Here is a 13419-nt window from a genome sequence, read left to right as displayed (position 1 = left end):
ATATTCGTTGTGATATAAAACGCATTTCCTTAAAATTCATATTTGGATTACCGGAAGCCAATCTCATCTTTTTGTTGATATTAAACTATTCTTTCATAATTTTTATAACGTAGAATCATGAATTGCTAAATAATTGCCCAAACGGCATATAATTTTATCCAAGGGCATAATAATTATTGTACAATATTAAATGAGTACTACAAAGGGTATTATATATAGTGAACAGGAATTAGTGAGCTTTCTCAAAGAAAATAACAAGATTGTTTTTGACTATCTCTTCGATAATTATTCGGGTAGCTTGTTTATTATAATCAATAAAATAACAGGGGATTTTCATACATCGGAAGATGTCTTACAGGATGTATTTGTAAAAATCTGGGGAAAAATGGGTTTATATGATTCCCAAAAAGGAGCTTTTTTCACTTGGATGAGGACTATCGCATCTAATACTGCAATAGATAGTTTACGCTCAAGTGGTGAGATGATTAAACGCAACACTCATTCCGAAAATGCTCCGGACAATGTTTTTGCCAGATCAGCAGAGCAAATAGACTTGATCGGTGTAACGGCCTTAATTTTAAAGCTCCGGCCTCAATTTCAAATTATATTAAAGCTCATTTATTTGGAAGGTTTTACGATTAAAGAAGTTGCAACCAAATTGAAAATACCCGAAGGAACAGTTAAGACACGCCTCCGGGTGTCGTTAAAATCGATCAAAAATAGTTTCCAATATCTCAGTCAAAAGGAATCCAATATAGCATAACAAGAAAAGAAAATATCGCGGCTCAATCCTAAGGTGAATATTACATCACATACATATTACTGCATAATCATACTATATGAAAACAGCGATACCAAAGCATACAAGTCATAAAAACAAACAAATTGTTGTGGTCGGTACTTCTGCCGGTGGACTGAAAGCATTGATAAGTTTAATTAGCCAGTTACCTTCTGATTTCCCGGCTCCTTTGCTTATTGTTCAACATATTTCTTCGGATGCAACAGGGGATGTATTGATGGATGCCCTGAACAAAAATGGAAAACTCTGTAGTCGTCACGCAGTCCAAGGCGACATTGTCCAAGCAGGCAACATTTATTTAGCGCCATCAGATCATCATTTGATGATTGAAAAAGGTGGAACCTTGTTGGTCACAAAAGGGGCGCAAGAAAACCGTTACCGCCCTGCCATCGATCCATTGTTTCGTTCTGCGGCAGTAGCGTTTGGGAACAAGGTAATTGGAATACCTCTCACTGGTTATTTAGATGACGGAACCGCAGGATTAATTGCTATACAGAGATGCGGAGGTATTTGCATTGTTCAAGACCCCAAGGATGCAGACTATCCCGACATGCCGGCGAATGCCTTAAACCAACTCAAAGTAAATTATTGTCTGCCGATTGCACAAATGGGTGGAGTGCTGTTAACTCTAATGCAGCGAAAACTTAAATCCCAAAAGAATATTCCCAAAGATATTGAAATTGAATCTACCATAGCAGAAAGGGTGTTAAGCGACTTGCCTTCCGTCAACTCATTAGGTGAACAGGTGCCATTTAATTGTCCTGGTTGTGGTGGTGTATTATGGCGTATAGATAAAGGGCCTTTAATGCGTTATCGCTGTCATACCGGCCATGCCTATACTGCAGCGGCATTGCTTGCTGAACAAACAAAACAAATTGAAGAGACGATGTGGACGGCATTGCGCATGTTTGAAGAACGGAGGAACCTGCTGACAACGATGTCCAAAAATCTGAAAGGTGGTGCATCGAAATCTGCAATTGAACGAGCTAAACAGTCGCAGGTCCACATTGAACGTATCAAAGCTATCCTTTTAACAGATGACAAGGTAACGCAAAGCGATATGCCGAAGTAACATTTAATAGTCTATACCTTATTGCGTCAATTTCCTCCTGTGTTAGGCATTCCCTTACAACTTGATGCAGACTGCATTTAAAGGCCTTAAACGGGTGGTATTTGAGCCATTCCATACCTATCCCATAGTTAATAACACGCTTTAGGAATTGTATGTATTTGATGGCCGTATTGTGCCCTATATGCTCGTCAGCCTTAAGGTATAGCTCGAAGCCCATCAGGAAGCCTTTGTTTAACTGATCGAGCGCAATGTCATTAGACTTATACTCCTTGCGGATAAATGCCTTTACCTTCAGCTGCAACGTGCAATACTTAGTATATGTTGCCTTACTGACCTCAATACCTACCTTTCGCTTAACATAGTCATTATGCAGCTGTATCAACCTGAGTAGATATTCAGACGTTTCTCCAGGGCTACGAAGCTTGTCTCGAATCATCTTGGCAGATACAGGGAGATTCTGTTTCAGACTGTCCGTATAGATTTCAGTCACTTTTGTATTGAGGGCAGCTAACAACTTGTTATTGGTAAAGGCATCTTCATCCTGATTTTTGATACGGCATTTTGCTGCATCCCAATGGACATCCCTTACGGACCCACCCGTGTTCACCCGTTCCCTTTTTCCAGCTATTGTGATACTAATGTATATAGTACGCTTCTGGGTTACTGCACTTTCTTTATGTAGGAAATATGATATGTATAGACGGTTGTCCATAATGCTTGATTTTAAAGCACCAACAGGCATCCTCACTCAACGAATATGTATATGTAATTGTCAATCAACTATTTACAGCTTTTTTTTGGGTGACACGGAGATTTTGGTTGGGTGACATGAATTAGACTCCATTTGACCTCTGAACTCTCAACTCTTGGAAGCAGGCTTCCAAGTCTAAACTGGCTCAAATGCACGCTTGGCGTGCCATCCAGCAGACTTAGGACAAATAAAAAAGGCACCGTGTAGGTGCCCTTTTTGTTTGGAAGCGGAGAGAGAGGGATTCGAACCCCCGGACCTTTAACAGTCAGCGGTTTTCAAGACCGCCGCAATCGACCACTCTGCCATCTCTCCGAGGACAAAATTAAAGCATTGAGTTGATTTTCAAAGTCTTTTTTTGTCTTTTTTGACATATTTTCTGATAGCATGTTATTTAATGATAAAGTCATTGTTATCAAATCTCTTGAAAGCCTTTATTATCAATGGTTATGTTAAAAAAATGCCAATTGAATTCTGCCAATACCGCTATAGAAATCCTTGCTTGTTTTATCATCGTATATAGTCCTAAATTTGATATCGATGTTCAACAAAATCAAACACGGCGTTTTAATACTGTTTCAGCTGGCTGGCTTATCCGCCTGTGCCCAGCACGACAATCTTCCACAATCAAAAACATTCCAGAAAATGAATGGACAAAAGAGCGAGGTCACAGCTCATTTAGACACCGCTACTTTTGGTGCCGGATGCTATTGGTGCACCGAAGCTCAGTTTCAACAATTAAAGGGAGTAATTTCTGTAGAATCGGGTTTTAGCGGCGGCCACGTAAAGAATCCTTCTTATAAAGAAGTATGTAACGGCACCACAGGCCACGCAGAGGTTTGCAACATAGTTTACGACCCCAGCATCATTAGCTATGACGAAATGCTGGCCGCATTCTGGACCACCCACGACCCTACCCAACTAAACAGACAGGGAAACGACGTAGGGACCCAATACCGGTCATCAATATTCTACCATAGTGCGCTGCAGAAGGCTAAGGCAGAAGAGTACAAAAAGAAGCTAAATGATGAAAAGGTATTTGACAAACCGGTAGTAACAGAGATCGTACCGTTTACCGTGTTCTACAAGGCAGAAGATTACCATCAGGATTATTACAACGCCAATGGCGATGCTCCCTACTGCTCCTTCGTTATAAGACCAAAGGTCGAGAAGTTTCAAAAGGTATTTAAGGACAAATTGAAATCAACCAAATAGAAATAACACCTCATTAGAAAAGCCTTCTCACGAAGGCTTTTCTATTTTAATGACTTGACGTTCAATCATTACCTGCTGTTATTATCTACAGCCAGTACTGTACGAAGATTAAGGTCATGTGCTGCACGCATCACAGCTACAATATTATCGGCAGTAGCCAACTTATCTGCATTAATAACTACGGTAGGTTCAGCGTCCTGCGACTTTGCTAAAGCACCTGATATATACTGCTTCAATGAGTCTACCCCAACCCCGGTAGTACCAACAAAAAACTGTTGCTTATCGTTAATGGATACTACTACAGTTTGTTTAGCTTTAGTATCACTCTTAGCTTTGGGTATGCTCAATTTCACCACATTGGGGTTAGCCAATGTAGATATGATCAGGAAAAACAAAAGCAGTATGAATAATATATCATTCAGTGCAGATGAATGTCCGTGCGGTTCGTCTCTTAAATGCCTCCTGATGTTCATTATTCTCCCTTTGTTTCCATGACGATATCCAAAAACTCTACAGAAGCCGCTTCCATGCGGTTTACACTCTTATTGATCTGTGCATTAAGATAGGCACTACCCAGATAGGCAAACAAGCCAATGATAAGGCCCGATGCTGATGTTACCATCTTGGTATAAATACCGCCCGCTATAGTCTCTAGTGAAAAGCCCTGGTGCTGTACGTTAAAGAACAGAATGATCATACCGGCAATGGTACCCAAGAAACCCAGAACCGGGGCTATCCCTGCTATTGCATTGATCACAGATAGATTCCTTTCCAGTTTATACACTTCCAGTTTACCATTGTTTTCAAGTGTCTTCTCCACTATATCATATGGCTTATCTACCCTTTCGAGGCCTTTTTCTATTATGCGCGCTACCGGTGTATTACTGGTCCTGCAGCTAGCCTTGGCAGCTTCAATGTTCTTGTTCACAACTTGCTCTCTGATCCGCGCCATAAACTTATCGTCTATTACCGACGCTTTACGAATGATCGAAAGACGCTCAAAGAACACATAGACCAGTACCAATGAACAAAGCAATAGCGGTATCATTAATACCCCACCTTCCATCAACAAGTGAAACAATGAGATCTTTTCTGCCGGCACTGTTGCGGCCTGCGTTACCACCTTCGCAGCGGTATCCGGCAGTACGGTTGCTGCCTGAAGAAATAAAACGGAAAGTATTTGCATGAGTTAGTTTTCGGATGGTAAATGTAAGAAAGTAAACACAATATTTACTGCTGCTACTGTGCCTTCAATACAGGCTCAACAACGTAAATTTACCGCATCTATTGTATAGCGCTCCGTTAATGTTTTAATAAACCCACCGGGAATTGATTACTCTTTGGGCAACTTCAGGAAGAAGCTAGTGCCTTTGCCCTCCACACTTTCAAACCACAACTCCCCTTCTATAAGCTCTGCCAGTCTCTTTATTACCGACAAACCCACACCATGTGATTTTTCTCCTTTTAGCCCATCCCTACCGGCCAGGCCTTTTTTCTTAAAAATATGTGGTTTCAGGTCATCGGGAATACCAATCCCATTGTCGGTAACAGAGAAAATATAGTCGCTCCCCTTTTCGTCAATTGTAATTATTATTTCGCCGTCTTCGCGCGTAAATTTTATTGCATTAGAAATAAGATTGTGAATGATCTGGAAGAACTTCACGCTGTCTGTGGTTATGTAATTATCAGAGATATTTACATTCAATTTGAACTTCTTTTCAGGAGACAGCTCCTGTAGCTTATTAAGCACTGTATTTACCTTATCAACAACTGTAAATCTCGTTTTCTTTACAAAAATGCCTTGTGAATCTTTATGTTCATCGCTCAAAAAGTCCTCCACAATATCTATACATTCCTGCGTACTTTCCTGCAACATGAGTAGCAGGGAATTGACGTCTCCCTTATTACCGGCTACAGACTGTTGCACCCACGACAATACATTTTGAGAAAAAAGCAGCGGGCCCGATAAATTATGGGTGATCATGTCCAGAAAAGCATCTTTCTGCGCTGTAATTTCTACCAGGTAGTTTTCATGCTCCTTATCATTGGTTATATCCTTAATAAATCCGGCAATTGTAGAATCACTTATCAGGAAGGCGTCGCAGCTTAGATGTTTCTTGTCATCCTCCAGGTTAATTTTGAGTTCGGTAGTACTGATGCTGCCTTCCGCTAACAGCGTTTGAAACCTCGATTGCAGGTATTGATGATCTTCAGTAAATATATAGTCGAGTATTATTCGCGTTTGTGCAAAAAGATCTTTCCCATCTAAACTGAATATCTCAATAAACGTTGGATTAATGTATAAGAATCTCTGTTCGGTATAATCATAAATAAATACACCATCGTGCGATCGCTCGCCGATCTTCTTAATATCAATATATAAATTGTTGTTAGCGGTCATTTATGTCTTTATTATACCCCTGCTAATAGCCAGAGAGATAAGCTCCATGGTGTTCTTTACTTTCGCCTTCTGCACCATGTTTCTCCTATGGCTTTCTACAGTTTTTTCTGTAATGAATAACTCTTTGGCTATGTCCTTACTAAGAAACCCCTTTGCCATAAGCTCCAGCACTTCCTTTTCGCGTTTGGAGAAGAATTCATTGATTGCCTTTAATTCTATTGCCTGACCGTTTATATAGTCGCTTACGTTCTTTAAATTCTTCCCACTTTCACTGCATATAAAAATCCCGCCATCATAAACAGTTCGTATTCCTTTGATGAGGTAATCATATCCTGTCCGCTTTGAAACAAAACCTTTTGCACCCGCAGCAAACATCTTTACTACCTTATCACTATCATCATACATAGAATGTGCGATAACTTTCACCGATGGATAATTATTTGTTATATATCTACATATTTCAAATCCATTAGAAGTCTTAACATCCTGCATTCCATCAAGGTAAATATCTAACAAAACAATATCTATATTTTGGCTATCTAATGCAGCATACAGATCATCAACATCCCGGCTATCTCCGATCCACTTAAAATCCGGTTCCTGGGTAAGTAAATACTTGATTCCGTCTCTAATAATTTTATAGTCTTCCAGGTTGTAAATCGAGATCATGGGGTGGATTATGGAGAGTGATAAAATTACAATTACTTTTTAATAACCAATAAGTTAGCGGAAAAATCAGGGAAATCCCCTAATAGTTTTCCGATATAATAAAACTACTTTTGAACGTCTAACTTCATTTGCATTATCCGCAACGTATGAATTGTAATTTTTCGATATTGCTTGCTGATGACGACGATGACGACCGGTATATTTTTGAGTCTGCGCTGAATGAAATCAACAACAGATGTAGTGTTGCTTACGTAGATGATGGCGAAAAACTGATCAATTTCATTAACAATTCAAACTCCGTTCCCGACATCATTGTCTTAGACATCAATATGCCTAAGATAAATGGATTAGATTGCCTTAAATACATTAAAAATAATAAAGAATATAGTTTTTCCCGAATATTAATGCTTTCCACAAGCACTAATGAGCACGATGTAAGAGAAGCTTACAATAATGGTGCCTCATTATATATAAGGAAGCCACAAAGTTACACAGAATTGAAAAATATATTAGCTTATTGTATAAGTGACGATTTTATCAAAAGTAAGGAAGTCCATTTCAGTTCGTTTTTTATTAAAGATAGTTCTCAACTCTACTAGCTTACTCATATTTTAGGCTGAACGAACCGGACTCCCTCCCCAGTTTGTTTCCGGTTGCAGGTTCTCTCCTTTCATTACCAACGATAGTGGATCAACACCTACATCGTTACCAATTTCACTATCATAGAGTATGATAGAGCGAGCGCCAATGTTGCAGCGCTGCCCTATTTTTATCGGACCGACCTTCATTACTCTATCCTCAAACAAATGGGTCTGTGGTCCGCAGTCTTCATTAAGTGCAGTATCATCGCCAATACTTACCATGTCAAATTCGGTAATGTCGGTCGTGTTCATCCATACACGCTTGCCTATTTTCACACCCATTAATCTTAACAATATGGGCAACCAAGGGGTACCACGCATATAATCCAGCACAAATGGCACTGTCAATGCTTCATAAGTAGATGTGATAGCCTCACTTATCCACACCTTTGGCGTCCACATAGGCTTCTGCTCGGCATTGAACCTGCGCACAAACACCCACTTCATTACAAAAGTGACCAGAAAGGCAGGCAAGCCCATGTAATAGAGATAATAGACAGGCAATGTATAGGCTATTTCCCACCAATGCTTTTCTACAAGCAGATCGTGAGAATAGGCAATGAATAATATACTGCAAATGATGATCGTAGTTTCTGGTATGAGTATGCGGATAAACTCTACAATGGTCCTACCCAGTATACGTTGAGGCGAAGGCCTAAGCGTCTGCTCAGCAGGAAATGTACGGCTTTCCTGCCTGCGAGGCAACGCTATGGCCGGTGAGCCAAACCAGTCTTTGGCCTTGGCACCTTCCAGTTGCTGTGCATCAGGCGGTGTTGACAGGACCCCTATCAACATTCTACCCGGCAAGTGATACCCTTGCGGTATCAAAGCACTGTTACCTACAAAGCTATTGTTACCTATAATGGTCTTTTCCAGAATCAATTGCTGACCTCTGACATCAGATTCACCCAGTGTTACTGCATCAGCCACAAATGCATTCTTGCCTATTTCCAGCAGTGGATGTGTAACACTACTTGCTGTTGAAATTTCGGTATTCTTGCCCACCTTAGCACCAAGTGCCCTGAACCAGATACTTACAAATACTGTGGCATATATGGGGTGAAGTACTATTAGCGACAAGCTCATCAACTGATCAGCAAACCATTTCCTAAGATAGAAACCGCTATAGATCGGATATTTGCCCGGCTTTATGCCCCGCTGCAGCAGGCGGGTGAGGCCTATTGTCACCAGCGAGAAAATAATGATATAACTCAATGCTAATGAAGGTGTTACGATCATATAACTAAAGTCATAATCAGGCGTAGAATTATCCAGATCATTTAGGATAATAACAGTAGGCAGCAGAGGCAATAAGATCACAAAAGGGAACAGCAACAATAGTAAAAGGAATATTACTTTATAGGTCCTTCTCCGTGCGTTTGAAACAAATATGGGTTGCGGAAGTTCATCTATTGGCTTGGTCTGTTTTAATACCGCCGGACTACCCTGCCATATCTCACCGCTCTTAATTGTCTTGCCCTCTTGCAGATAACTAAGGTCCTGCAGTTCACCCCAATCTTCTACTGTAGCACCACCCGCTATAATGGCACTACTCCCTATGTAGGCATGAGCACCAATGTGTACTTTACGCAATTTCAACAGTCCATCTTCCACCCATGCATTGTTGATCACCACCTGCGAACTAAGGCTGGCGTCGCTGCCAATACTTACCAGATCTTCTGCGCCTATGGTAATGGCAGCCAGCTGCGTGTCTTTGGCCACGGTCACGCCCATTCTGCGTAAAAAGCTGCAATAAAGTGGTGTGCCATTCAAAAACTCTGATGGCAGCAGGCGCTGAAACGTCTTTACAAACCACCAACGGAAATAATAACCACCCCACAACGGATAATCGCCTTCCTTCATCTTACCAATCACCAGCCACTTCACCAATATGCTGAGCGTGGCAAAGAATGGTGGAATAAGGAAATACACTCCAAGGGCCGTAGCTATACCCAGGCCAATGTTACCCGTATACTCTTTAATGCCGTAGTAACCCAGGTATGGGAAAAATATCTGCACAGCAAATAATCCGTACATCAGCAACAGAGACAATGTCTGCGCTGCCCAGCACATGTAAAACCGCTTTTTAGATATCTGGTTAAATACCTTTTTCTCTTTAGGCTTTTCTGCCTTTTTACTTTCCCAGTAATTAATGAGGGCACCCAATGGACGGTTCAGATATATATCCTTTAGCGAAGCCTGGGGAATATTAGCCTCCTTACGCAACCGCGACACAAATGAGGCCGCAAGCAAGGAATGCCCACCCAAATCGGTAAAGAAATCGAGAGATCCGTCTATTTGCCTGTTAGGGAAATTCTTTCTCAGCGCCGCAATTACCCTGTCGCCCAACGGCGCATCAATATCTATAATATCGTCTGCGCCTGAAACCGAGCTTTCCATAAGCATGGCAGGGACGGGCAGTTCTTTACGGTTGATCTTACCGCTTGGCAGACGGGGCATTTCGGATAGCTGCACAATAACACTCGGCACCATGTAGGCCGGCAGTACTTTGGCCAACGCATCTCTTATGCTCTGCTGATTCATATTCACAGGATCATCACAAACTACATAGCCTGCCAGGTGATCCTGTCCGTTTATATCTTTCTTTACCGCCACTGCCGCGGCAGTAATATCAGTAAGGTTACTCAGTTGATTTTCTATTTCCCCCAACTCTATACGATAGCCACGCAGTTTGATCTGGTCATCTAGTCGGCCCTGAAAATCGATGCTTCTGTCGGGATTAATGATAGCAGCATCACCCGTTTTGTAAACAAAATCTCCCGGCAGCACCGATAGACTTTCAGGCTTGGCTACAAACTTTTCAATAGTAAGGTCGGGCCTGTTCACATATCCATGAGATACGCCGGGGCCTGTTATCACCAGCTCGCCCCGCTCACCTACGGGCAACAGGTTAAGCTGTTCATCAACAACTGCAAGATTATAGTTAGGTAATGGTTGACCTATAGTTATTGGTTCGCCCGGCTTTAATGTAGTAATAGTTGCTGTAACGGTCGTTTCAGTTGGACCATAGCTATTAAAGAATTGCCTTGGCGGTACTGACCATCGAGACACAACCTGTGCGGTACAGGCTTCTCCACCTGCATTCACTAATCTTACCAACGGCACATCATCGTTCATTACCGCCAGCAGGCTAGGCACAGTATGTAGTACTGTTATATGCTGCCTGCGCAGCACCTCATCCAGCTCATCTATAGATTTGGTTGTAGTTGCATCGGCAACCCACATAGTAGCACCAACAAAGTAAGAGATCCAAACTTCTTCGCACCACATGTCGAACGACACAGAAAATCCCTGATATACTTTATCGGTTGTCCGTATGTTGAGTACACTCTGTTCGGCACGCACAAAATGAGTGATCATTCTGTGGGTAATCGGTATACCCTTTGGTTTACCGGTACTACCAGATGTATATAATACATATGCCCAATTATCAGGCGCAGGACCATCTACCAAACTAATTGTTGTATTTGCTGCGGGCATACCCACAACACCGAAAACAGGACAATCGATATTCAGGGCTCCGTCACTGATACATGCTTTCGCCTGCACCTCATTCAGCACCGTTTCTACTCTTTCAGCAGGCATTTCCCTATCCAGTGGCACATAAGCGGCCCCACATTTCACAATACCCAGAACCGCTACATGCAATTCCAGACTACGCGGCCACCAAAGCCCTACCGCATCACCCGGCTTTATGCCCTTTTCAGACAGATACAAAGCCATTGCATCGCTCCACCTGTCCAACTCACCATAAGTGACAGACCTGTCATCGAATATAAGCGCTGTCTTAGATGCGTGTTTTTGTGCAGACATACGGAATACTTCTGCCAGAGTTTCCTCCAGCAAAAAATCAGGGCGCGATATTCCGAGTACTATACCAGGGGGCATTCAACAACTTAATAGGTAAAATTAAAAAAACGAAAACTGCACTTATTGAGCAGCCATACATTCAGCGTGAAAAGTACAACAATATCTCCACTGCACGACTGAAATCTTATCCAAATTCCTGCCAGAGAATTATGATAACAATCATGTTTTGGCTAATATATCTTTCAACCCGTAGAGATAAATGTGTTAATAGACATGCACTAATTAAACTGTGTTGTTTATTTTTGCTACAATATACCTGCACACAAACAATATGACTCCTGAAAGAACCAATAAAATACTTCACGTACTCAACCGTCGCCAACCCGATCTGGCCGTTGTAATGGAAAATGTTTCTGATCCACACAATGTTTTTGCCGTAATGCGCACCTGCGAAGCAATGGGCGTGCAGAACATATATGTGCTGAATACGGTAATGAGCAGGCATAAGCATTTTGGTAAAAAGAGTAGTTCAAGTGCCCTTGGCTGGCTTACAGTTCATGAATATGACAATACCGACACCTGCATGAAGGCGGTAAAGGAACGGTATGGGAAAATATATGCTACCCACCTGGGGGTGGAATCAAAGTCGCTTTACGATCTTGACCTCACAGAGAGCATGGCGCTGGTATTTGGCAATGAGAAAGAAGGGGTAACAGATGCCTGCCTTGCATACTGCGATGGTAACTTTATCATTCCCATGGTGGGTATGATACAATCACTCAATATTTCTGTGGCTTGCGCAGTAACATTGTACGAAGCATTCAGGCAAAGAAGTGTTGCCGGTTTCTATAATGGCGAATTAAGGTTAGGAACAGATGAGGCAACTGCCCTGTCTAAGAAATGGAAACTGTTCAGCGATACACTGCCACCCGGAGAGATCGTGTAAGAAATTGTGGATCATTCTCACTGCACTTTTTATCAACAAATATGTCAGTTTCTATCCTTTTGCCCTGTTTGTCGGGATTTTTCATCGGGCATGGAATTTGAATAGATGTTTGATTTTGAATGTGTTATAATTTTTATTGATGCCCGCTATATTGGTTGGCAGATGTGGTGTTGATTGCGGCAGTATAGTATTGTCGGTTTGGGTTTCGTGGTTTGGTGTAAGCGGGATGATGATGGCTGTATTGGTTTCCGCTTTGTTTGCTTCATGATCTGCCAGAGCCGCTTCTGCCTGCTGTAGTTCGGCCATGTCTTTTTCTTCTTCTTGTTCCAGGGCTTCGAGGTTGTCCTTGACATCACATACATTTTTGTATGCTTTGGGGTGGAACGGGCTGACCAGACCTTTGATGTATTTGTCGGTTAGGGTCACTACTGCCTTGCCTAGCTCGCTGTCATGGTCGTTGATGAACGAGGTCAGTTCGGTAAATGCTTCGATGTAAGTGCCGATATTGAGCTTCTGAATGTGTTTTGTAGACGCGAATAATTTACGTAGCATTTCCACTTCCTGGTATGTGGGGCAACGGTCTTCGCGGGCTTTTATTTTGTTGTTGACTGCCTCGATGTGGTCATACACATCTTGTAGCAGCGATGCGGGTGTTTGGCGTGCTGCTGTTTTCATTTCTTCCCAGCGACCGTGTTTTATCCAGAGGTAGAGGGTTTTGGTGTTGATGTCGATGAGGTCGGCGATCTCGGCACGGGTTCTGTCGGAGTGAAGAAAGAGGTTTCGTGCGGCTTGTTTTTTGTCGTTGTTGCTTTCCATGTGATTCTCGTTAAGTCAAAAGTTAAAACCTACCTGCCGGTAGGCAGGGTCAAAACCAAAAAGTGGCGGGATATGAGATTTGTACATGCCGCGATTTTGGGGAGGTAAAGTTGCCGAACAACGAATAAATGGAGGGAACGAAAATCTATGGTGGTACACTTTCCGTACCATGATGGTACGCTTTTCGTACCACAATAAAACTTTTTTGTGTGGATAACTCGTGTCAGTTTTCTCACAGTTAGGATGGAGTGTATTATTTTTTCGTAGTTATGAAAAAATAT

At 42.0% G+C, this 13419-nt stretch carries 12 protein-coding genes and 1 tRNA gene; 5 read left to right on the top strand and 8 right to left on the bottom strand.

All coding sequences use genetic code 11. The features are described from left to right. Positions 1–190 precede the first annotated feature (190 nt). Positions 191–763, top strand: coding sequence for an RNA polymerase sigma factor (locus CJD36_RS21130; RefSeq protein WP_105041202.1), 573 nt, complete (start codon positions 191–193; stop codon positions 761–763). Between the two features lie 76 nt (positions 764–839). Then, positions 840–1871, top strand: coding sequence for a chemotaxis protein CheB (locus tag CJD36_RS21125; protein ID WP_105041201.1), 1032 nt, complete (start codon positions 840–842; stop codon positions 1869–1871). Here CJD36_RS21125 and CJD36_RS21120 read toward each other — a convergent pair. Both CJD36_RS21120 and CJD36_RS21115 read right to left on the bottom strand, forming a co-directional pair. Continuing rightward, on the bottom strand, positions 1822–2583 hold the full coding sequence (locus CJD36_RS21120; protein WP_161499407.1) for a phage integrase SAM-like domain and Arm DNA-binding domain-containing protein: 762 nt from the start codon (positions 2581–2583) through the stop codon (positions 1822–1824). The genes CJD36_RS21125 and CJD36_RS21120 overlap by 50 nt on opposite strands. 266 nt (positions 2584–2849) lie before the next feature. Then, positions 2850–2934, bottom strand: a tRNA-Ser gene (locus tag CJD36_RS21115). 225 nt (positions 2935–3159) lie between these two features. On the opposite strand from CJD36_RS21115, the gene msrA reads away from it, so the two are divergent. Continuing rightward, positions 3160–3834 carry a peptide-methionine (S)-S-oxide reductase MsrA gene (msrA, locus tag CJD36_RS21110; protein WP_205685668.1) on the top strand — a complete coding sequence of 225 codons (675 nt, stop codon included), beginning with the start codon at positions 3160–3162 and terminating at the stop codon, positions 3832–3834. Between the two features lie 68 nt (positions 3835–3902). Here msrA and CJD36_RS21105 read toward each other — a convergent pair whose 3' ends face one another. From CJD36_RS21105 to CJD36_RS23545, 4 genes are all read right to left on the bottom strand, one after another. Further along, positions 3903–4307 (bottom strand): ExbD/TolR family protein, encoded by a 405-nt coding sequence (locus CJD36_RS21105; protein ID WP_105041199.1) that lies wholly within the window; start codon positions 4305–4307, stop codon positions 3903–3905. Beyond that, positions 4307–5020: a MotA/TolQ/ExbB proton channel family protein gene (locus CJD36_RS21100; protein WP_105041198.1), complete on the bottom strand. Its 714-nt coding sequence runs from the start codon at positions 5018–5020 to the stop codon at positions 4307–4309. The genes CJD36_RS21105 and CJD36_RS21100 overlap by 1 nt, the downstream gene beginning before the upstream one ends. Before the next feature lie 147 nt (positions 5021–5167). Further along, positions 5168–6235, bottom strand: coding sequence for a sensor histidine kinase (locus CJD36_RS21095; RefSeq protein WP_105041197.1), 1068 nt, complete (start codon positions 6233–6235; stop codon positions 5168–5170). Next, positions 6236–6904: a LuxR C-terminal-related transcriptional regulator gene (locus CJD36_RS23545; RefSeq protein ID WP_105041196.1), complete on the bottom strand. Its 669-nt coding sequence runs from the start codon at positions 6902–6904 to the stop codon at positions 6236–6238. Positions 6905–7050: 146 nt separating this feature from the next. Here CJD36_RS23545 and CJD36_RS21085 point away from each other — a divergent pair, with 146 nt between their 5' ends. After that, the gene (locus tag CJD36_RS21085) at positions 7051–7503 is read left to right on the top strand and encodes a response regulator (RefSeq protein WP_105041195.1); all 453 of its coding nucleotides are present in this window, start codon (positions 7051–7053) and stop codon (positions 7501–7503) included. A gap of 12 nt (positions 7504–7515) precedes the next feature. Here CJD36_RS21085 and CJD36_RS21080 read toward each other — a convergent pair whose 3' ends face one another. After that, positions 7516–11454 carry a Pls/PosA family non-ribosomal peptide synthetase gene (locus CJD36_RS21080; protein ID WP_105041194.1) on the bottom strand — a complete coding sequence of 1313 codons (3939 nt, stop codon included), beginning with the start codon at positions 11452–11454 and terminating at the stop codon, positions 7516–7518. Positions 11455–11707: 253 nt separating this feature from the next. Here CJD36_RS21080 and CJD36_RS21075 point away from each other — a divergent pair, with 253 nt between their 5' ends. Further along, on the top strand, positions 11708–12322 hold the full coding sequence (locus CJD36_RS21075; RefSeq protein ID WP_105041193.1) for a TrmH family RNA methyltransferase: 615 nt from the start codon (positions 11708–11710) through the stop codon (positions 12320–12322). Between the two features lie 81 nt (positions 12323–12403). Here the strand turns inward: CJD36_RS21075 and CJD36_RS21070 are convergent, their stop codons facing one another. After that, positions 12404–13138: a terminase gpP N-terminus-related DNA-binding protein gene (locus CJD36_RS21070; RefSeq protein ID WP_105041192.1), complete on the bottom strand. Its 735-nt coding sequence runs from the start codon at positions 13136–13138 to the stop codon at positions 12404–12406. Positions 13139–13419 lie beyond the last annotated feature (281 nt).

Origin of the sequence: Flavipsychrobacter stenotrophus, assembly GCF_002954265.1 — a bacterium.
GTDB classification, from domain to species: Bacteria; Bacteroidota; Bacteroidia; order Chitinophagales; family Chitinophagaceae; genus Flavipsychrobacter; species Flavipsychrobacter stenotrophus.
This window is presented reverse-complemented; position numbering and strand designations above follow the sequence as displayed.